Genomic DNA, 19,468 nt, shown 5'->3' on the forward strand with positions numbered 1-19,468 from the left:
CACCGTTGGAAGACACCTATGGCCAAAGCCCGTACCCTCTATGACAAGATCTGGGACGACCACGTCGTCGATCAGCAGGATGACGGGACGTGCCTTCTCTACATTGACCGCCACCTCGTCCACGAAGTGACCTCGCCCCAGGCTTTCGAAGGCCTGCGTACGGCGGGCCGCACGGTGCGCCAGCCGCAGAAGACCCTCGCGGTCGTCGACCACAACGTGCCCACCACCGACCGGTCGCACGGCATCGAGGACCCCGAATCCGCAACGCAGGTGGCAACGCTGGCCCAGAACGCCAAGGAATTCGGCGTCGAGTATTACAACGAGCTCGATACCCGTCAGGGCATCGTCCACGTGGTGGGCCCGGAACAGGGCTTCACGCTGCCGGGCATGACCATCGTCTGCGGCGACAGCCACACCTCGACCCACGGCGCCTTCGGGGCGCTCGCCCACGGCATCGGCACTTCGGAAGTCGAGCACGTGCTCGCCACGCAGACGCTGATCCAGAAGAAGGCCAAGAACATGCGCGTGACCGTGGACGGGCAGCTGCCCGCCGGCGTCACGGCGAAGGACATCATCCTCGCCATCATCGGCGAGATCGGCACCGCTGGCGGCACCGGCCACGTGATCGAATATGCGGGCGAGGCCATTCGTTCGCTGTCGATGGAAGGCCGCATGACCATCTGCAACATGTCCATCGAGGGTGGCGCACGCGCCGGCATGGTGGCTCCCGACGAGAAGACCTATGCCTATCTGAAGGATCGTCCCAAGGCTCCGAAGGGCGAGGCCTGGGAAGCGGCCGTGCGCTATTGGGACTCTCTGCGCACCGATGAAGGCGCGTTCTTCGATACCGAGATCAAGCTCGATGCCGCGAACTTGCCGCCCATCGTCACCTGGGGCACCTCTCCCGAGGACGTGATCTCGGTGGCCGGCGTGGTGCCGAACCCGGACGACATCCAGGACGAGAACAAGCGTCTCTCCAAGTGGCGCGCGCTCGAATACATGGGCCTCAAGCCCGGCACGAAGATCACCGATATCGAGCTCGACCGTGTGTTCATCGGCTCCTGCACCAATGGCCGCATCGAGGATCTGCGCGCTGTCGCGAAGGTCGTCGAGGGCAGACGAGTGCATGAGCGCGTCAACGCCATGATCGTGCCCGGCTCCGGCATCGTGAAGATGCAGGCCGAAGCCGAAGGTCTCGACAAGATCTTCAAGGAAGCGGGATTTGACTGGCGCGAGCCCGGCTGCTCCATGTGCCTGGCCATGAACGCGGATCGCCTCGCTCCCGGCGAGCGCTGCGCCTCCACCTCGAACCGCAACTTCGAGGGCCGCCAGGGCTTCAAGGGCCGTACGCACCTCGTCTCCCCCGCCATGGCGGCGGCGGCGGCGATCGCGGGTCGGTTCGTGGATATTCGCAACTGGCAGTAACAAAGTTTTCAGTCAGACGACGAAGAATGAGACGGCGGCTCCGGCGAGCCGCCGTCTTTTTATTGAACAAGGGGCGCCGTCGCGGGCGGCGCGAAGAACGTGCAGGGGCACCGGACATTTGAATGGGCCGTCGCGGCACTGGTCGCGGCTGCGGGTCTCGTGGGGCTCGTCCTCTGCTGGCCCATCGTCTTTCCGCTGGATGATGCCTACATCACGCTCCACAATGCGCGGGTCCTTCTCGAAGGCGTTGACCGCGGCTTTGGCGTTCCGGCTCTCGTGGGCGCAACGAGCCCGGTGCATCTGGCCCTCGTCGCCGGGCTGGGGCTGATCCTCGATCTGCCGCTCGCCAGCTATCTCCTCAATCTCGCGGCCACCATTCTCTATGGGGTGGGCCTCGCCCGTCTGGCCTTCTGGGTGCAGCCGTCGCGCCGGATTGCGGCAGGACTTGTCGCGCTCGGCCTGTCGGCCGCCCATGTTCCCTACCACCTGTTCAACGGACTCGAGACCGGCCTTGCGATGGCAGCCGTCACCTGGGCCCTGGTGCTGGCCCTCTCCGGCTCACGCTTTCTCCTGCCGCTTCTCTGCGGCCTGATGCCGTTCATCCGGCCGGAACTTGCTGTTCCGGCGGGCGCGCTCCTGGTGTGGCGCACCTGGAAACAGCGAAACACGATGGATCGCATCGCCGTCGATTTCGCGCTTGCCGCTCTTACGGCCGCGCCCTGGCTGCTCTGGTCATGGATCGCAACCGGGTCCGTGACGCCGCTGACGGCATCGGCCAAGCGCGCCTTTTTCGCGGAAGAGCTCTATCCGTTCTGGTTCAAGCTCAAGATCGCGCTCATCTTCACGGTTCAGTCCGGTGTCGGAGCGTTTCTGCTGGCGGCTTTGTTCGTCAGGCGTATGTCCATAGGCGTTCCGGTGCTGCTCTCGTTGGTGGTCATCCTCCTCATGTTCGCCGTGACCTTTCCGGGAGGCCTGTTTCATAACTTCTATCGCTATTGCTACCCGCTCCTGCCGATCGGCCTGCTCGGCTGGGGCATCGCCACGCGGGACAGCAGGGGCATGAGATGGGCTTTTGGCGCGCTGGCCGCGATCTATGTCGTCATCGGGTTCAATACGTGGCCGCACGTGGCGGGCGGACGGCGGTTCACGGCGGAGCTGGACGAGGCTGCGCGATGGTCCAGGGAGCATCTGCCCGCCGGAGCACGCATTCTCATTCACGATGCCGGATATTTCGCGTGGGCCACGCCCTTTGCCCTGTTCGATATCGTGGGGCTCAAGACGCCGAGCTCGATCGCGGATCATCGCCGCTGGACATTGCCGAGCCGCGCACAGGAGCGGCACGTAGCCGTGCACGAGATCGCCAGGCGCAGCCGCGTGAGTCACGCGGTTATTCTCAACGATGAATTTTGGGGCGATCTGGCCGATGACCTGCGGCGCCATGGATGGGGATTGAGGCCCCTGCGCGAGCCTCCATCCCACGGATATGTCGTCTATGAACTGACCCCTCCGGCCTCATAGCGGAGGCGACAAACGCAAAGGCGGCGGCTCCTGCGAACCGCCGCCCTTTCACGCCTGAATATGGAAGCGGTTAGTCCACGTAGACCCGGCGGCTACCCACCACCTGGCGGCAGATCTCCACCGGGCGGCGAACCACGACGCCGCTCGGGCGCACGCGTTCACGATATTCCGTGCGGCACACGGTGCGCGTGCGAGCAGGACGCACGATGCGGCGCTCGACGATACGCTCACGATAAGCGGGACGCTCCTGCACCAGACGAACGCCGGACGGGCCGACATGCACACCGACGCCTTGGGCCGACGCCGTCGCGGAGCCGAAAGCGGCCAGCCCGGCGAATGCCAGGATACCAAGAATCTTACGCATTGAAGCCTCACTTCGAGTTGCCTATTCGGGGGTATCAACGGCATAGCCCGCGAGGCGTTCCGTTGGCGTAAGGCCGCACCAGGACTTATGGTTGATGAACGGTGAACGCTTGAGGAGCCCTTCATGAACGACCAGGAGCGCGAACGCGAAGCCCGCGAGGCACTGGAACGTGTGCAGCGCGACTCGGAGTCACTCGGCTCCTCGGCACTCGCACGCATGAGCCGGCAGGCGCAGGATCATTTCAGCGGCCGGGACGCCGTTGGCGCGGGCGAGGACGGCGGCACGGATCCCATCGAGCTTTGGGGGCGCCGCATCGGGCGAGGGCTGTCGCTGGTCGGCGTCGTCGTTCTCGGCTTGTGGCTTCTGGTCCAGCTTGGCATTCTCTGAGTCGATGACCGACTGGGCCCGTCTCCACGCTCCCTCTCTTGCGGATTTCGAAGCTCTCGCGGAAGCGGCATACGCGCGCCTCCCGGAAGAGTTCCGCGCGCTCTGTGAGGGAGTCGTCATCCGCGTCGAGGATTTCCCGGACGACGAGACCATGGAGGCCATGGGCTGCGAGACGCCTTTCGATCTCCTCGGCCTCTTTCGCGGCATCGGTCTCGCGCAAGGCGGCGCGATGATGCAGACGGGCCAGTTCCCCAACATGGTCTGGCTCTATCGCCGCCCGATCCTCGATTACTGGGCGGAGCACGAGGAGAGCCTGGGCGCTCTCGTGACCCATGTGCTGGTGCACGAGATCGGCCATCATTTCGGCCTCTCGGACGAGGACATGGAGGCTATCGAGGCGGCGGTCGGATGAATTGCCGCTCCTGTTCTGGTCCTCTGGGCGAAAATCCGGAAATGATGTAACGAGCTCCGCTTCTTCGATGTCTCTCAGATGTGACACGAGGAGCGACGCACGCCTGAACACAGACGCAGCCTTAACAGAGTCAATCGATGCCACGGACCATCGGGGAAAAATATGAAATCGCGATAGCTCTCATGCTGTCGCTCCTGGTAGCCGTCGCGATCGTCACTTCAAAAGTGAGATATACCGGAAGTGATCCGCGGGGATCCCTGGTTGTCGCAGAATCGGTCCTGCGGAATGGCACGATCAAGCTCGACCAGTACGACGCCAATTACCTCAAGGACCTTGGCACCCGAATTTACCAGAATGCGGGTCACTCCTATTATCTTTTTCCTTTGGGGACATCGGTTCTCAGCATTCCGGCCGTTGCTGCGGCCAATGCCATCGGAATCGAGATGGTTCAGTCGGAGCATCGCGTTCAGATGATCCTGACCATCCTGACTGCGATGCTGATGATTGCGATGCTGTACCGGCTGGCGCGGCAGTTCCTGGAGCCCGGCAACGCCGCGCTGGCCGCCGGCCTGTTCTGGTTCGGCACCTCGTTGGCCTCCACCGGCGCCACCGCCCTCTGGTCGCACAATCTCGCCACCCTGTTCGGGCTGATCGCCCTCGATCTGGCCATCCGCGACAGCAAAGCCGAGCACAGCCGCTCCTGGGCCCGGATCGGCCTGTGCCTGTTCCTGGCCTATTTCTGCCGCCCCACCCTGTCCCTGCTCAGCCCGTTCCTGCTGCTGTTCCTGTTCGCCCGCCACCGGCTCGCCGCCGTCAAGGCCGGCCTGGTGCTGGCGGCGCTGCTGGGCGGCTTCGTGGCCTTCAGCCAGCACGAGTTCGGCCAGGTGCTGCCGAGCTATTACCTGCCCAGCCGCGTGAGCGGCGCCTCGGATGTCACCACCGCCCTGTACGGCAACCTGTTCAGCCCGGCGCGGGGATTGCTGGTGTTCTCGCCCTTCCTCGTCGCGGTGTGGCTGTGCGCCCGGCGCGCGCCTGAGACGTTCCGGCTCAATCCCCTGTGGTGGGGCCTCGGCCTCGCCTGGCCGGTGCTGCATCTGATCGTGATCTCGCGCTTCCCGCATTGGTGGGCGGGCTGGTCCTATGGTCCGCGCCTCCTGATGGATGTGCTGCCGGGCCTGTTCCTGCTCACCCTGCGCGCCTGGCCGACGGCCCTCGACACGCGGCGCCTGCGGATCGCGGCGGCGGTGCTCGCCGTGACGGCGGTGTTCTCGGTCTTCGTGCACACCTGTCAAGGGCTGTACAACGGATACTCGCTTCTCTGGAACGCCGAGCCGCCGATCGACCAGAACCCGCAAAATCTGTTCGACTGGAAGTACCCCCAGTTCCTGCACACCAGGACCCGGCACCAGGAGCGCGTGCGGGAATACGGCCCGAAGTCGGAAGTGTCCAGTCAGCTGAAGGACTGACCAAGCTTGCGCCCTTCGGCCATCCTGGATTCGGCTCTATCACCACCGCCCGCTCCTGGGATTGGGCCGAGCACGAGGAGAGCCAAGGCCGCCATTTCGGCTTCTTGGACGACATGGAAGCCATCGAGGCGGCTGCCTTGTGATATAGCTTGGGCGTTAAGAGGAATCTTTCTGCAGATATCGCCAGAGCGCCAAAACGGTGCGGCAAGCACAAGGGTGGCGACACCCGTGAGCAATGCGAGAAACACTTGCCAGCCAAGCCGCGGGCCAGAATCCATCCGGCAAGCATGGCTCCACCGATCAGGCGAGCACCGACGTCCTCAAGGACGATGGACAGGATTTTGTTCGATCAGCCATTCATTGCGATAAAGTTGCTTCAATGATGTTTCGAGGCAAGTTCGAATCTGTGAATGTTGACCTTCGTGCAGGGACGAAGCGGATGGTTCTCCGCCGCCACATTCTGGCAGCGCCTCCGACGGAGGCGATGGGCTCTTATCCGAAGCTTGCTTCGAGCCCGGTCTTTACGACCAAATCTTTGCCAGGCGCGACCATCGTGAGGCTAGCCGTTTCGCCAAGCCTTTGATATGAGGCATCCCACGACGGCCCTTTGCCGCCTGAAGGAAGTTTGGACCATGGACAAGTTCACCGTGCTGGAAAGCGTCGCGGCGCCGCTGAGGATCATCAATATCGATACCGATATGATCATCCCCAAGCAGTACCTGAAGACCATCAAGCGCACGGGGCTCGGCAAGGGTCTGTTTTCCGAGATGCGCTATCGCGAGGACGGTTCGGAGAACCCGGATTTCGTGTTGAACCAGCCCGCCTATCGCAACGCCAAGATCCTGATCGCGGGCGACAATTTCGGCTGCGGCTCGTCCCGCGAGCATGCCCCCTGGGCGCTGCTCGATTTCGGCATCCGCTGCGTGATCTCCACGAGCTTCGCCGACATCTTCTACAACAACTGCTTCCAGAACGGCATTCTGCCGATCAAGGTGAGCCCCGAGAACCTGGAAAAGCTCTTCGACGATGCGAGCCGCGGCGCCAACGCCACGCTGACCGTCGATCTGGAGAACCAGGAAATCCGCGGTCCCGACGGCGGCAAGATCAAGTTCGACATCGACCCGTTCAAGAAGCACTGCATGCTCAACGGTCTCGACGGCATCGGCCTGACGCTTGAGAAGGCCTCCGCCATTGACAGCTTCGAGAAGAAGCTCTCCGAGCGCGCTTGGGCTTAAAGCTCACACGCATCCGAGCCATTTGGCATTATAAACAACACGGCCTTTGGCTCGGAGTACAAATTATTGCTTGAGCCTTCTGAGGTTCGTGGCACATAAATTCATGTATTTATTTAGTCTGGAACATAAAAGAGAGATAATAAATACTTATCTGAAGAACGACTATGTCATTATTGTTATTCTATGTGCGCTGGCATTACTGGTCGTAAGCACGACCGTAATCGAGAATGAGACGAGTGATCCTCGAGGAACAACCCTTGTTGCCGAGTCAATCTTGCAAAAGGGAACCATCAAACTCGATCACTACAAGAAAGACGTCCGAAAAATACTGAGCTATCGGCTCGTTCGCAAGAACAAGCACTTCTACTATGTTTTCCCTTTAGGTGCCTCGATCGCCAGCATACCCTTTGTGGCCGTGGCCAATCTGCTCGGCATGGAGATGACGCGCTACGATCATCAGGTGCAGAAGGTGATGACGGCCGTCGTCGCGATGCTGATGATTGCGATGCTGTACCGGCTGGCGCGGCAGTTCCTGGAGCCCGGCAACGCCGCGCTGGCCGCCGGCCTGTTCTGGTTCGGCACCTCGTTGGCCTCCACCGGCGCCACCGCCCTCTGGTCGCACAATCTCGCCACCCTGTTCGGGCTGATCGCCCTCGATCTGGCCATCCGCGACAGCAAAGCCGAGCACAGCCGCTCCTGGGCCCGGATCGGCCTGTGCCTGTTCCTGGCCTATTTCTGCCGCCCCACCCTGTCCCTGCTCAGCCCGTTCCTGCTGCTGTTCCTGTTCGCCCGCCACCGGCTCGCCGCCGTCAAGGCCGGCCTGGTGCTGGCGGCGCTGCTGGGCGGCTTCGTGGCCTTCAGCCAGCACGAGTTCGGCCAGGTGCTGCCGAGCTATTACCTGCCCAGCCGCGTGAGCGGCGCCTCGGATGTCACCACCGCCCTGTACGGCAACCTGTTCAGCCCGGCGCGGGGATTGCTGGTGTTCTCGCCCTTCCTCGTCGCGGTGTGGCTGTGCGCCCGGCGCGCGCCTGAGACGTTCCGGCTCAATCCCCTGTGGTGGGGCCTCGGCCTCGCCTGGCCGGTGCTGCATCTGATCGTGATCTCGCGCTTCCCGCATTGGTGGGCGGGCTGGTCCTATGGTCCGCGCCTCCTGATGGATGTGCTGCCGGGCCTGTTCCTGCTCACCCTGCGCGCCTGGCCGACGGCCCTCGACACGCGGCGCCTGCGGATCGCGGCGGCGGTGCTCGCCGTGACGGCGGTGTTCTCGGTCTTCGTGCACACCTGTCAAGGGCTGTACAACGGATACTCGCTTCTCTGGAACGCCGAGCCGCCGATCGACCAGAACCCGCAAAATCTGTTCGACTGGAAGTACCCCCAGTTCCTGCACACCAGGACCCGGCACCAGGAGCGCGTGCGGGAATACGGCCCGAAGCCCGAACCTCCTGTCAATTGAGAGGATGCAAGAGGGCCGGACTTGTCCGGCCCTCTTGCATCCAGGAAAGCGTTACGGTTCACCCCATCGGGATCACCGGCCGAAGCTGGCGATCCCAGCGAATGCAGCCCCGTTTCCATAAGATTAACCAAATTGCCTGCAAGGTCGCGGGCATGAAACGCATCCTTGTTCCCGCACTCCTCGGCATCCTCTCGCTGACTGCCGCTCCTTCGGCCTCCGCCCAGGCCGATTTCCGCTCGTGCCTGTCCTCCTTGCGCGGCCAAGCCGCCGCCAAGGGCATTTCGGGCCAAGCCTTCGACATCGCCACCAGCGGCGTCGAGCCGGACCTGACGATCCTCGACCTCATGAAGAACCAGCCGGAGTTCAAGACCCCGATCTGGGATTATCTCGCGGCGCTGGTGGATGACGAGCGCGTGCAGGACGGCAAGGCCGCCATGCGCCAATGGGGGCAGGCCCTTGCATCCGCCGAGGCACGCTTCGGCGTCGACCGCTATGCGATTGCCGGCGTGTGGGGCGTGGAATCCAATTTCGGCAAGGATATCGGCGGGCGGCCTCTCGTGCAGTCGCTCTCGACGCTTGTCTGCTACGCGCCACGCCGCAACGACTATTTCAAGGGCGAGCTGATGGCGACGCTCAAGATCGTGCAGGACGGGGACATCAACCCGGCAGCCTTGCGCGGCTCCTGGGCCGGCGCTTTCGGTCACACGCAGTTCATGCCCTCGACCTTCCAGCGTCTTGCCGTCGATGGCGACGGCGACGGGCGTCGCGACATCATGGCCTCCGTGCCCGATGCGGTGCACTCGACGGCCAACTTCCTCAAGAAGGCGGGCTGGGTGAACGGCCTGCCCTGGGGCTACGAGGTGCGCCTGCCGCAGAACTTCAACGCGAGCCTGGCCGGTCGCAAGAACAAGCGGCCCGTATCGTCCTGGGCCGCCATGGGCGTGACCCGCATGGATGGCAAGCCGGTGCAGGGCAACTACCAGGCCGGCATCATCATTCCGGCCGGCGTGAACGGCCCGGCCTTCCTCGTCACCAAGAACTTCGACGCGGTCTATTCCTACAACGCCGCCGAGTCCTACGGCCTCGCCATCGCGCTGCTCGGCGACCGCCTGAAAGGTCTGCCCGGTATCCGTACCGCATGGCCCACGGACGATCCTCCGCTCTCCCGCGCCCAGCGTCGCGAGCTGCAGCAGCTTCTCACCGCACGCGGCTACGATGTCGGCGAGCCGGACGGCAAGATCGGCGCCAAGACCCGCGAGGCCATCAAGGACGTGGAGCGCCGCATCGGACTCGAACCGCGCGGCCGCCCCGGCGGCAAGGTGCTCGAAGCGCTGCGGGGGTAAACGGCTGTGTCCTGGAGCGTCCTGCTTCTCTTCGTGCCCGCGTGCTTCGCGCTCAACATGGCGTTCGGGCCCAACAACCTGCTCTCCCTGACATATGGATTGCACGACGGGGTCCGCACCGCCGTGATGGCCTCGGCGGGCCGCCTTGTGGCCTTCGCCTTCATGATCGCGCTGACGGCGCTTGGCGTCGGAGCCGTGCTGGCAGCCTCCGAGACGGCGTTCACGATCCTGAAATGGGCGGGTGCGGCTTATCTGATCTGGCTCGGTATCAGGATCCTAAGAGGCGCCGCCGCTATCGATACGTCCCTGACATCCGGCAACCGGCGGCCCCTGAAGGTGCTGGCGCTGCAGGAGTTCTGGACCGCGATCGGCAATCCCAAAGCGATCCTGATCTTCACGGCCTTTCTGCCGCAATTCATCGACCCCGGCGCTTACTGGCTCAGCTTCGCCATCGTGGGTGCTGTGTTCCTCGCGCTCGAGGTGATTGCCGTCTTTCTCTATGCGGTGCTCGGCCATCGTCTCAACCGCCTGTCGCGCAACCGGAATGTATTTGGCTGGTTGAACAGGCTGTCCGGCACCACGATGATCGGTTTCGGAGTCGCTCTCTTGCTCACGAGGCGGCCCGCTTAGATAATAAGCTCTCACAGCCGCCCATCGGCTAGCTTGCGGTAGAGCAATGTTGGGAGTTTAGTGCGCGCATGCTCATTGCGCTCCTGACTGACATTCACGGCAATCGCGAGGCTTTCTCGGCCTGCCTGGCGCATGCGCGCTCGCTCCCCGTCGATCGGTTCATTCTCCTCGGCGATTACGTCGGCTATGGCGCCGATCCGGCCTGGGTCGTCGATACCGTCAGGACGCTCGTGGACGAGGGCGCCATCGCGCTCCTCGGCAATCACGACGCCGCTATCGATGGGTCCGACGAGGACATGAACATCCTTGCCCGGGAATCGATCCGCTGGACCCGAGGTCAGCTCGGCATGGAGCAGCGTGCCTTCCTGGCCGATCTCCCTCTGATCCACGAGGAGGGAAATGTTCTCTACGTCCATGCCAATGGCTATGCGCCGCGGAGCTGGCACTACATTACCGACACGCTGGAGGCGGCACGGCATTTCAGCCGGGTCGAGGCCCACATCACCTTCTGCGGGCACGTGCATGTGCCGATGCTCTATCACATGAGCACCACGGCGAAGGTGGGCTCCTTCTCGCCCGTTTCGGACAACGAGATTCCCCTGCTTGCCACGCGCTCATGGCTCGCGGTCATCGGCGCCGTGGGCCAGCCGCGCGATGGAGTACCGGCGGCGAACTATGCCGTGTTCGACGTAGGCCGCCAGAGCCTGCGTTATTTCCGCGTGCCGTACGATAACGGCACGGCGGCGCAGAAGGTACGGGAGGCCGGCCTGCCCGAAAGGCTTGCCCAGCGCCTTGAGGAAGGTCGCTGAGCATGCGGCTTCGCCTCGAGCCCGGCATGGAGATCGACGGGTTCACGCTTCACGAGCATTTGAGCACCGGGGGCATGGCCCAGATCTGGTCGGTGGAGCGAGAGGGCGATCCGACGCCGCTCGCGCATGGTGCGGAACCGGAGGTCCGCGTCAGCGATGCGCCTCTTGAAAAAGGGAGCATCGGATCGGACCCGAAAGTGGAATCCACTTTCGGGTCCGATGCTCTCGTGATGAAATTCCCGATGCTCATCGACAGCGACGATCCGATCCCGATCGTCTGCTTCGAGACCGAGCAGATGATCATGCCGCGCTTGAGCGGCCGGCACGTGCCCCGCTTCGTCGCCGCAGGCCCGCTCGACCCGCAGGCCTATATCGTCATGGAGCGCATTCCCGGTCACTCGCTCAAAGCGCGCCTCGCGGATATGCCGCTGCCCTGGCGCGAGGTGGTGGAGATCGGCGCGAAAGTGGCGCGCGCTCTGCACGATCTGCATCTCCAGCATGTCATCCATCTCGACGTGAAGCCGAGCAACATCATGTTCCGCGAAACCGGCGAGGCCGTGCTCATCGATTTTGGCTTCGCGCGGCACGAGCAATTGCCCGATCTCCTAGCGGAAGAGTTTCGCGAGCCCTTCGGCACCACGCCCTACATGGCGCCCGAGCAGGTGCTGGAGGACCGTGCCGATCCGCGCAGCGATCTCTTCGCGCTTGGCGTGATGCTCTATTTCTTCGTCACCGGCGAGCGCCCCTTCGGCACGCCGAAAGGAGGCCAGATCCGCCGCCGCCTGTGGCGCGATCCGGTGCCGCCGCGCGCGAGGAACCCCGATTGTCCGCCCTGGCTCCAGGAGATCATCCTGCGCTGCCTGGAGGTTGATCCGAACGATCGCTATGCCACGGCAGCGCAGCTCGCGCTCGATCTCGAAAACCCGGATCAGGTGACGCTCACCGAGCGGGCGGAGCGGCTCGAGCGCGACAGCGGCATGAAGACGTTTCGCCGCTGGCTCAAAGCCCGCAAGGCGAAAACCTTGGAGGTGCCCAATATCGTCGGCCAGCTCTCGCGGGCGCCGATCATCCTCGTCGCCATCGATCTCTCAGCCGGCAACGAGGATCTGGTGGAGGCGCAGCGCAATTTGATCGGACGCATCATCTCCATGGAGAAGCAGGCGCGCGTCGCCTGTGTGAACGTTCTCAAACTCTCCCGCATCGCCGTCGATGTGCTGGAGGACGAGGAGGGGCGCAGCCTCCATGTCCAGCGCCTCGTCCAGCTCAAGCACTGGGGCGCGGCCCTCGACATCCCGAAGGAGCGGATCACCTACAGCGTGCTGGAGGCGACCGACCCGGCCACCGCCCTCATCGATTACGCGCGCCACAACAACGTGGATCACATCGTCCTCGGCGCGCGGGCCTCCTCGGCGCTCCGGCGCTATCTCGGCAGCGTCTCGTCGCAAGTCGTTGCGGAGGCTTCCTGTTCGGTCACCGTGGTCCGTACGCCCAGGGACCGGCGGCAGGCGGAAGGGTAAAACCCTTCCCTTTTCGGCCCTTCACCTAACGACGAAGGCGGGAAGCGCTTGCCAAGCGGCCCATTCGGCTTTTTAAGAACGAGCACTCATTTTCGCACAACAAGGGATCCATCCCATGGCAACGCACAAGCTTCTCCTTCTCCCCGGCGACGGCATCGGCCCCGAGGTCATGCGCGAGGTCGAGAAGATCGTGGGCTGGTTCCGCAAGCGCGGTGTCGGCTTCGAAACCGAGACGGACCTCGTCGGCGGCTCGGCCTATGATGCGCATGGCAAAGCCATCTCCGAGGAGGCCATGGGCCGCGCTCAAGCTGCCGATGCGGTGCTCTTCGGCGCGGTCGGCGGCCCCAAGTGGGAGAACGTGCCTTATGCGGTGCGCCCCGAGGCCGGCCTGCTGCGCCTGCGCAAGGATCTCGGCCTCTTCGCCAACCTGCGTCCGGCCATCTGCTATCCCGCCCTGGCCGATGCCTCGTCGCTCAAGCGCGAGGTGGTGGAAGGCCTCGACATCATGATCGTGCGCGAGCTCACGGGTGGCGTCTATTTCGGCGAGCCGAAGGAGATCGTGACGCTCGAGGACGGCTCCCAGCGCGCCGTCGACACGCAGGTCTATACCACCCACGAGGTGGAGCGTATCGCTCGCGTCGCCTTCGATCTCGCCAAGAAGCGCCGCAACAAGGTCTCCTCGGCTGAGAAGTTCAACGTCATGAAGACCGGCGTGTTCTGGCGTCAGACCGTCACGCGCATCCACAAGGCGGAGTTCCCGGAGGTCGAGCTCGAGCATGTGCTCGCCGATAACTGCGCCATGCAGCTCGTGCGCTGGCCCAAGCAGTTCGACGTGATCGTCACCGACAACCTCTTCGGCGACATTCTCTCCGACATCGCCGCCATGCTCACCGGCTCGCTCGGCATGCTGCCTTCCGCTTCGCTCGGCGCGGAAGACCCGAAAACGGCTAAGCGCAAGGCGCTCTACGAGCCGGTGCACGGCTCGGCTCCCGACATCGCCGGCAAGGGCCTTGCCAACCCGATCGCCATGATCGGCTCCTTCGGCATGGCCTTGCGCTATTCCTTCGGCCTCATCGAGGAGGCGGATCGTCTGGAGAAGGCTATCGCCAACGTGCTCGCTTCCGGCGTTCGCACGAAGGATATCGCGGCTCCCGGCACGAATGCGGTCGGTACGCAGGATGTGGGCGATGCCATCGTGAAGGAGCTGGAGGCTCTCTCCTGAAAGCTCCCGCGCGAAGCGTCAGGAACAGGAAAGCCCCGGTTCATGCCGGGGCTTTCTGCTTGTCAGCGGATCGAGCCCGTGGCTTCGACATCCGGAACACCGAAAGTCGGGAAGGGGTTGCGGGCACCCACGAACGGCCCGCCGATCGGGTCGGGCAACACGCCTTCGCCGAAGCGGTCGCGCTGATGGCCCCAGGGCGGGTTCGTCATGTAGGAAAGCTGGCCCTGCGTGGCGTAGCGATTGAGCGAGCCCACCGGAGCTGTGCGCCCGGGATCGAGGAAGCTGCGGGGTTGAACGCGGAAGACGAGAGGACGATCCTGTGCCTGCGCATCGGCCGCGACCGAGAAGGCCGCAAGCGACGCAAGCGAAGCCAAACCGATAATTGTGAGGCGGCGCATTTTGCAAATCTCCAGGCTCGGCACCAGCGGTTCCTCGCTGAGCCGTCGTGACAAGTTCAAAGGCTGTCAGAACAAGGCGACCTGCCTAAATTGGTTCCTTTGAATAGCGAAGTTCACCAAAGGGTGAGGGCGAATCGCCATGCAGGATCGGATGAGCGCGCTTGACCTGTCCGGGAAGGATCGCCTCACCGTATTAAGTGAAGCACCTCTTGTGGCCGAGACGCCGGAGTCGCTTCTCGATGATGACACGACGCCGATTGCGCGGTTCTTCATCCGCAACAATGGCCTTTTGCCCGAAAGGGTCGAGGATCCGGAGGCGTGGCGCTTCACCATCGATGGAGAAGTCGAACACCCGCTTGATCTGAGTGTGGCCGAACTGAAGAGCCGCTTCCCGGCCAAAACCTTTCGTATGGTGCTCGAATGCGGCGGCAATGGGCGTTCCTTCTTCGAGCCGAAGGCGGAAGGCAATGCCTGGACCAACGGCGGTGCCGGTTGCGCGGAATGGACGGGCGTTTCGTTGCGCGATGTCCTGCAGGCGGCCGGTCTGAAGAACACGGCACTCTTCACCGGTCATTTCGGGGCTGATCCGGACAAGACCGGAAGCGTGGAGCGGCAGGCCATGTCCCGTGGCGTGCCGATCACGAAAGCATTGGAGGAGCATACCTTGCTCGCCTGGACCATGAACGGCGAACCCCTGCCGTTCATCCACGGCGGGCCTTTGCGTCTCATCGTGCCGGGCTGGCCTGGCTCGTTGAGCCAGAAATGGCTGAAACGAATCTGGATCCGCGACCGGGAGCATGACGGTCCAGGCATGACGTCCTACCGCGTCCCGGTCCACCCGCTTCCGCCGGGCTCTGACGGGACGCATGGAGAGACCCGGATCCTGGAATCGATGCCGGTGCGCAGCATCATCACGGCACCGGCCCATGGTTCAAGCCATGAGGCCGGCACGCGAACCATCATGGTGCGCGGTGCTGCCTGGGCGGGTGATGATGCGGTGACCCGCGTGGATTGCTCCATCGATGGCGGCGCCACCTGGGTGTCTGCGCAGATGACGCCGCCGCGTAACCGCTATGATTGGGTGCGCTGGACCGCGACCGTCGAACTCCCCGGCGACGGCTATTACGAGATTTTTGCCCGAGCCACCGACTCACAGGGGCGGGCTCAGCCGTTCCGGGCCGTCAACTGGAACCCGAATGGCTATGGCTGCAATGTCGTGCACCGGGTGGCGTTCATGGTCGGTGAGGTGGTCTGATACCTGTCGAGGCCGTACGGGCGGCAACGCCGCAGGCCTCCGTGCGGCTCTTTTCGGCGCGCACGAAAAGGGCTTTCAGGGAAGGGCTGCTCGCGCCCGCGAGCGTGATTCCGTCGATGAAGCAGGCAAGCTGAGCGTCATCCATAATTGCAGCATCAGAACCGCACATCCAGCCCTGGATGCCAAAGCCGAGATCCGGATCCGCGAAGCGGAAGGTCTGGCATTCCTGTTCGCTTTTGCCGACGAGCGTCATGGCGGCGGCCTCGACGAGCCCGAACTTGGTGGCGACCATCCGGCTCTGCTCATTGCGCGAGACCGCAAGCCCGGCTTCCGCCGCACGGCGCACGATATCGACGAAGAAGCTACGGGCCCGCTCCGACGAGCCCTGGATCAGGATGAGCCTGGCATATGGGGCATCGCCGAAGCGGCCCAACGTCAGGGTGTCTTCCCGCGCGCCGCTCGTGTGCTGGCGCGCCTCCATGATCGGGGGAGCGGAGGCTCTCTCGATCACGTAGGGGGCCGGTGTCGGGGCAGCCGGCGTCCAGGCAGGAGCGGGCGCGATCAGGACGGAGGCGGGCACGCTCTTGCGGGCCGCCACCTGCACCTCGCTGCCCTTGCGCTGCGCGAGATAAACCAGTCCTCCGATCATGAGGGAGGACATGAAGATCATGCGGAACCAGGGCAGGCGCCTCTTGCGCACGCGATGGGCCGGACGTTCATCGAAGAACGCCTCGTCCTCATCCCATGCAGGATAACCGGCCCGTGCCATCACGCTTCACCACACCCGTCACTGGGGCTGTCGTGAGCATGTTCTAGCGTAGCAGTGCCTGAGCCTCGAAAGGTTTTGCTAAGCAAGGTAAACGAAAGGTTATTGCTCAGCTTCGCCGTCAATCGTCGGTTTCTTGCAGAGAACGCTTGACGAGAGCGAACCTTTGGTGTGTTGGTGATTTTATCGAAGCCCGGACTGGGCTTGCGAATGGACGAAGGCAATGGCGCTGCTCACCCTCACGACGAGCAAAACGAAAACCGCCAAAGCGGCCGTGAAAACGACGGCCGCATAAGCCTCGTCGTCCCCGGTCCTCTCTCCCGTCGGGGCGAGAGGCGACACCCGAACAGGGTTTTGAGAGTTTTCCCGGGGAGAGCGACAACAGGAGAAGTCCAATGGGTTACAAGATCGCCGTCGTGGGTGCGACCGGCAATGTGGGCCGCGAGATGCTGAGCATTCTGGCGGAGCGGGCTTTCCCGGCTGACGAGGTGGTGGCGCTGGCCTCCCGCCGCAGCCAGGGAACGGAAGTGTCCTACGGCGACAAGACCCTGAAGACGAAGGCCCTCGATTCTTACGATTTCTCGGATGTCGATCTCTGCCTCATGTCGGCCGGTGGCGAGGTGTCGAAGGAGTGGTCTCCGAAGATCGCGGCTCAGGGCGCGGTGGTGATCGATAACTCCTCCGCCTGGCGCTACGACCCGGAGGTGCCGCTGGTGGTGCCGGAGGTGAATGCCGAAGCGCTGCGCGACATGAAGAAGGGCATCATCGCCAACCCCAACTGCTCCACCGCGCAGCTCGTCGTCGCGTTGAAGCCGCTCCATGACCGCGCCACCATCAAGCGCGTGGTCGTCGCCACCTACCAGTCGGTCTCCGGCGCGGGCAAGGACGGCATGGACGAGCTCGACCGCCAGACCAAGGCGCTCTACTCGCTGCAGGATGTGCAGGAGAAGAAGTTCCCCAAGCGCATCGCCTTCAACCTGATCCCCCATATCGATGTGTTCATGGAGGACGGGTACACGAAGGAAGAGTGGAAGATGACGGCCGAGACCAAGAAGATTCTCGATCCGAAGATCAAGCTCACCGCCACTTGCGTGCGCGTGCCGGTCTTCATCAGCCATTCGGAAGCGGTGAACGTGGAATTCGAAAAGCCGATCACGGCGGACGAGGCCCGCGAGATCCTGCGCGCGGCGCCCGGCATCATGGTAGTCGATAAGCGCGAGCCCGGCGGCTACATCACGCCCCACGAGGCGGCCGGCGAAGACGCCACCTACATCTCCCGCATCCGCGAGGACATCACCGTCGAGAACGGCCTGTCCTTCTGGTGCGTTTCCGACAACCTGCGCAAGGGCGCGGCGCTCAACGCCGTTCAGATCGCAGAAGCCATGGCCAATCGCGGCCTGTTGAAGGCGAAGAAGCAGGCAGCGTAAGTTTCTCCTGCAACGAAGACGTGAAAAGGCCGCCTTTGCGCGGCCTTTTTGTTTGAGACTCCGGCCCGGCCGGTCAGACATTTGCGGCTACCGCCGTGGCGGAGGATCGGATCTTTCGCCTTGTGGTGCATTTGGAGCGGTCAACATGGCTCCTGCTGTTCCGCCTGCAATGGCGCCGATCGGGCCTCCTAGAAGTGCACCTGCGATGAAGCCGAAAAAGATCGCGAAGGTCTGCTGCTGTGTGACGCAAGTCGCTCCCGTCCGGCAATCGGGAACAGTGCCGGTAACGGCGGGCTCATGGTGGGCTGTCGTCTGCTTCTTCACGCGAGCGGGTTTCTGCGCGGCCTGCTTCTTCAGGTTCGTCTTCCTTTCGGCCTGCGGCTGAGAAACCGACGGCTCCGACGCTTCAGCCTGACGACCGGGTTCTGACCTGCTCGCGCTGGACATGTCCGATGGCGCTTCAGGAGGCGCTTGTGGCGGTGTCGTCGCCGCGAGTTCTTCCGCTGACGGCAAAACGACATCTGCGGGAGGCGGAGGTGGCGGAAACTCCGGCAGCTGTATTGCGAGGTTGGGAGTGGATGTGGCGGCCTCGGAACTTGGCTTCTGTGCTGTCACGGATGCCGTGTTCTCTGCCGGATACGGTTCGGCAGGCATGGCTTCTTGTGTTTCGGATGGTGGCGCACCGGGCTCAGCACCAGCAACGGGCACATCGGCAGAAGTGGGTGACGGCGGCAGCGATGCGAGAAGCTCCTGAATCTCAGGGCGCGTGAAAAAAGGTTCTGCTTTGACATCGGGCGAGAAGCGCTCGTCGAAACCTGCACGAGGCTCATTCATTGTCGGCCGATCAGCCGGCAATGACAAAGGCTGCGCGTCCAGTGGCAGCGTTGCGGCATTCAATCCGCAGAGAAGACTGGCGACAGCGATGGCACAGGTGCCAGAATGAGCCTTGCCCCGACCCAACACGGATCGACTCCCAACACGACCTCCGTGTTGTTGGTGAACCCGGCCTGAGCCGAATCGTTCCGGCAGAGCGGCCACGCGACCGGCTTGTCACAGGGCGTTCAAACCGGGGCCACTTTTCGCTGACGCGGCCCTTCGGGTCACGGGCGTGGCCGTTCGGGTCGCTGACGCGGACCCTCGTTTCCGCACGAGGCGCTAAAGAGGTCCCGCATCGCGGGCGGAGAACATCGACACGCGCTCCGGTATGTTGTCCACCACCGGCTTGAACTCTCCGGTTTCAGGGTCGCGGACCAGCAGCACGCCACTCGCCACGCCGAAGTAGGCGCCGTGAAGTTCGAGTTTCCCGCGCTCCACCAGAATGCGCACGCAAGGGAATGTCATCAGGTTTTTCAGGCTGTTCTCGATGGCGGCCAGTTCGAGACGCGGCAGGTATTCGTCGAGATTGCCGTGATGCGGGCCGAGGCGCTCACCCGCCGGCTTGATCAGGTTCATCCAGCGGCCGATGAAATCGCCCGGCGAGAGAGGAGCCGTCTCGTCGGCAAAGGCGCGCACGCCGCCGCAGCGGGCATGGCCCAGCACCACGATATGCTTCACGCGAAGCGCCTGCACCGCGAATTCGAGCGCCGCCGAGGTGCCGTGATAATCGCCGCCGGTCTCGAAAGGCGGCACGAGGTTCGCCACATTGCGCACCACGAACAGCTCGCCCGGACTCGCGTCGAAGATCACTTCCGGCGACACGCGGCTGTCGCAGCAGCCGATCACCATCACCTCCGGTGACTGGCCCTTTTCGGCCAGAGCCTCAAAGCGGCCCTTCTCGCGCGGAAAGCGCTCTTCCAGGAAGGAGCGGTAGCCGTCGGTCAGGCGCTGGGGAAACATGGTTT

At 63.6% G+C, this 19,468-nt stretch carries 19 protein-coding genes; 14 read left to right on the forward strand and 5 right to left on the reverse strand.

The window, feature by feature from the left end; all coding sequences use genetic code 11:
* Positions 1–18: 18 nt before the first annotated feature.
* Both leuC and DC522_RS10265 read left to right on the forward strand, forming a co-directional pair.
* Entirely contained in the window at positions 19–1,425 is a 1,407-nt protein-coding gene (gene leuC, locus DC522_RS10260; RefSeq protein WP_116528610.1) for a 3-isopropylmalate dehydratase large subunit, read from the forward strand.
* Between the two features lie 99 nt (positions 1,426–1,524).
* Entirely contained in the window at positions 1,525–2,943 is a 1,419-nt protein-coding gene (locus DC522_RS10265; protein ID WP_116528611.1) for a hypothetical protein, read from the forward strand.
* Between the two features lie 70 nt (positions 2,944–3,013).
* Here the strand turns inward: DC522_RS10265 and DC522_RS10270 are convergent, their stop codons facing one another.
* On the reverse strand, positions 3,014–3,307 hold the full coding sequence (locus tag DC522_RS10270) for a hypothetical protein (RefSeq protein WP_116528612.1): 294 nt from the start codon (positions 3,305–3,307) through the stop codon (positions 3,014–3,016).
* Between the two features lie 123 nt (positions 3,308–3,430).
* On the opposite strand from DC522_RS10270, the gene DC522_RS10275 reads away from it, so the two are divergent.
* The 10 genes from DC522_RS10275 to leuB all read left to right on the forward strand — a co-directional run bounded on the left by DC522_RS10275 (position 3,431) and on the right by leuB (position 13,781).
* Positions 3,431–3,694 (forward strand): hypothetical protein, encoded by a 264-nt coding sequence (locus tag DC522_RS10275; protein ID WP_116528613.1) that lies wholly within the window; start codon positions 3,431–3,433, stop codon positions 3,692–3,694.
* A 4-nt stretch (positions 3,695–3,698) separates the two neighbouring features.
* Positions 3,699–4,106, forward strand: a complete 408-nt coding sequence (locus tag DC522_RS10280) for a metallopeptidase family protein (RefSeq protein WP_116528614.1) — start codon at positions 3,699–3,701, stop codon at positions 4,104–4,106.
* Positions 4,107–4,288: 182 nt separating this feature from the next.
* A complete protein-coding gene (locus DC522_RS10285; RefSeq protein WP_165820117.1) occupies positions 4,289–5,572 on the forward strand; it encodes a glycosyltransferase family 39 protein in 1,284 nt (427 codons plus the stop codon).
* Positions 5,573–6,204: 632 nt separating this feature from the next.
* Positions 6,205–6,807 carry a 3-isopropylmalate dehydratase small subunit gene (gene leuD, locus DC522_RS10295; RefSeq protein ID WP_116528680.1) on the forward strand — a complete coding sequence of 201 codons (603 nt, stop codon included), beginning with the start codon at positions 6,205–6,207 and terminating at the stop codon, positions 6,805–6,807.
* An 88-nt stretch (positions 6,808–6,895) separates the two neighbouring features.
* A complete protein-coding gene (locus DC522_RS10300; protein ID WP_133239258.1) occupies positions 6,896–8,260 on the forward strand; it encodes a glycosyltransferase family 39 protein in 1,365 nt (454 codons plus the stop codon).
* 152 nt (positions 8,261–8,412) lie between these two features.
* Complete coding sequence (locus tag DC522_RS10305) at positions 8,413–9,603, forward strand: lytic murein transglycosylase (protein ID WP_116528681.1); 1,191 nt, start codon at positions 8,413–8,415, stop codon at positions 9,601–9,603.
* Positions 9,604–9,609: 6 nt separating this feature from the next.
* The gene (locus DC522_RS10310; protein ID WP_205769592.1) at positions 9,610–10,233 is read left to right on the forward strand and encodes a LysE family translocator; all 624 of its coding nucleotides are present in this window, start codon (positions 9,610–9,612) and stop codon (positions 10,231–10,233) included.
* Positions 10,234–10,301: 68 nt separating this feature from the next.
* Complete coding sequence (locus tag DC522_RS10315) at positions 10,302–11,042, forward strand: metallophosphoesterase (RefSeq protein WP_116528618.1); 741 nt, start codon at positions 10,302–10,304, stop codon at positions 11,040–11,042.
* Between the two features lie 2 nt (positions 11,043–11,044).
* On the forward strand, positions 11,045–12,559 hold the full coding sequence (locus DC522_RS10320) for a bifunctional serine/threonine-protein kinase/universal stress protein (RefSeq protein ID WP_245444079.1): 1,515 nt from the start codon (positions 11,045–11,047) through the stop codon (positions 12,557–12,559).
* A 115-nt stretch (positions 12,560–12,674) separates the two neighbouring features.
* Positions 12,675–13,781, forward strand: coding sequence for a 3-isopropylmalate dehydrogenase (gene leuB, locus DC522_RS10325; protein ID WP_116528619.1), 1,107 nt, complete (start codon positions 12,675–12,677; stop codon positions 13,779–13,781).
* A gap of 62 nt (positions 13,782–13,843) precedes the next feature.
* Here the strand turns inward: leuB and DC522_RS10330 are convergent, their stop codons facing one another.
* On the reverse strand, positions 13,844–14,179 hold the full coding sequence (locus DC522_RS10330; protein WP_116528620.1) for a hypothetical protein: 336 nt from the start codon (positions 14,177–14,179) through the stop codon (positions 13,844–13,846).
* Positions 14,180–14,330: 151 nt separating this feature from the next.
* On the opposite strand from DC522_RS10330, the gene DC522_RS10335 reads away from it, so the two are divergent.
* The gene (locus tag DC522_RS10335; protein WP_245444080.1) at positions 14,331–15,434 is read left to right on the forward strand and encodes a sulfite oxidase; all 1,104 of its coding nucleotides are present in this window, start codon (positions 14,331–14,333) and stop codon (positions 15,432–15,434) included.
* Here DC522_RS10335 and DC522_RS10340 read toward each other — a convergent pair.
* On the reverse strand, positions 15,412–16,203 hold the full coding sequence (locus DC522_RS10340; protein WP_116528622.1) for a hypothetical protein: 792 nt from the start codon (positions 16,201–16,203) through the stop codon (positions 15,412–15,414). The two genes, DC522_RS10335 and DC522_RS10340, sit on opposite strands and share 23 nt — an antisense overlap.
* Before the next feature lie 392 nt (positions 16,204–16,595).
* Here DC522_RS10340 and DC522_RS10345 point away from each other — a divergent pair, with 392 nt between their 5' ends.
* Positions 16,596–17,627 (forward strand): aspartate-semialdehyde dehydrogenase, encoded by a 1,032-nt coding sequence (locus DC522_RS10345; RefSeq protein ID WP_116528623.1) that lies wholly within the window; start codon positions 16,596–16,598, stop codon positions 17,625–17,627.
* Between the two features lie 87 nt (positions 17,628–17,714).
* On the opposite strand, the gene DC522_RS10350 is transcribed toward DC522_RS10345, so the two are convergent.
* Both DC522_RS10350 and DC522_RS10355 read right to left on the reverse strand, forming a co-directional pair.
* The gene (locus DC522_RS10350) at positions 17,715–18,461 is read right to left on the reverse strand and encodes a hypothetical protein (protein ID WP_116528624.1); all 747 of its coding nucleotides are present in this window, start codon (positions 18,459–18,461) and stop codon (positions 17,715–17,717) included.
* A gap of 321 nt (positions 18,462–18,782) precedes the next feature.
* Complete coding sequence (locus DC522_RS10355) at positions 18,783–19,463, reverse strand: carbonic anhydrase (RefSeq protein WP_116528625.1); 681 nt, start codon at positions 19,461–19,463, stop codon at positions 18,783–18,785.
* Between the last annotated feature and the right edge of the window lie 5 nt (positions 19,464–19,468).

Source organism: Microvirga sp. KLBC 81 (assembly GCF_003075415.1).
In the GTDB taxonomy this organism is placed as follows: domain Bacteria; phylum Pseudomonadota; class Alphaproteobacteria; order Rhizobiales; family Beijerinckiaceae; genus Microvirga.

What these genes read in the sequence shown, in the direction of transcription:
- DC522_RS10285 (WP_165820117.1), top strand. Translation starts at nt 4,289, where the DNA reads ATGCTGTCGCTCCTGGTAGCCGTCGCGATCGTCACTTCAAAAGTGAGA.
- DC522_RS10320 (WP_245444079.1), top strand. Translation starts at nt 11,045, where the DNA reads ATGCGGCTTCGCCTCGAGCCCGGCATGGAGATCGACGGGTTCACGCTT.
- DC522_RS10350 (WP_116528624.1), bottom strand. Translation starts at nt 18,461, where the DNA reads ATGAATGAGCCTCGTGCAGGTTTCGACGAGCGCTTCTCGCCCGATGTC.
- DC522_RS10280 (WP_116528614.1), top strand. Translation starts at nt 3,699, where the DNA reads ATGACCGACTGGGCCCGTCTCCACGCTCCCTCTCTTGCGGATTTCGAA.
- DC522_RS10275 (WP_116528613.1), top strand. Translation starts at nt 3,431, where the DNA reads ATGAACGACCAGGAGCGCGAACGCGAAGCCCGCGAGGCACTGGAACGT.
- DC522_RS10315 (WP_116528618.1), top strand. Translation starts at nt 10,302, where the DNA reads ATGCTCATTGCGCTCCTGACTGACATTCACGGCAATCGCGAGGCTTTC.
- leuD (WP_116528680.1), top strand. Translation starts at nt 6,205, where the DNA reads ATGGACAAGTTCACCGTGCTGGAAAGCGTCGCGGCGCCGCTGAGGATC.
- DC522_RS10305 (WP_116528681.1), top strand. Translation starts at nt 8,413, where the DNA reads ATGAAACGCATCCTTGTTCCCGCACTCCTCGGCATCCTCTCGCTGACT.
- DC522_RS10335 (WP_245444080.1), top strand. Translation starts at nt 14,331, where the DNA reads ATGAGCGCGCTTGACCTGTCCGGGAAGGATCGCCTCACCGTATTAAGT.
- DC522_RS10340 (WP_116528622.1), bottom strand. Translation starts at nt 16,203, where the DNA reads ATGGCACGGGCCGGTTATCCTGCATGGGATGAGGACGAGGCGTTCTTC.
- DC522_RS10355 (WP_116528625.1), bottom strand. Translation starts at nt 19,463, where the DNA reads ATGTTTCCCCAGCGCCTGACCGACGGCTACCGCTCCTTCCTGGAAGAG.
- DC522_RS10270 (WP_116528612.1), bottom strand. Translation starts at nt 3,307, where the DNA reads ATGCGTAAGATTCTTGGTATCCTGGCATTCGCCGGGCTGGCCGCTTTC.
- leuB (WP_116528619.1), top strand. Translation starts at nt 12,675, where the DNA reads ATGGCAACGCACAAGCTTCTCCTTCTCCCCGGCGACGGCATCGGCCCC.
- DC522_RS10330 (WP_116528620.1), bottom strand. Translation starts at nt 14,179, where the DNA reads ATGCGCCGCCTCACAATTATCGGTTTGGCTTCGCTTGCGTCGCTTGCG.
- DC522_RS10345 (WP_116528623.1), top strand. Translation starts at nt 16,596, where the DNA reads ATGGGTTACAAGATCGCCGTCGTGGGTGCGACCGGCAATGTGGGCCGC.
- leuC (WP_116528610.1), top strand. Translation starts at nt 19, where the DNA reads ATGGCCAAAGCCCGTACCCTCTATGACAAGATCTGGGACGACCACGTC.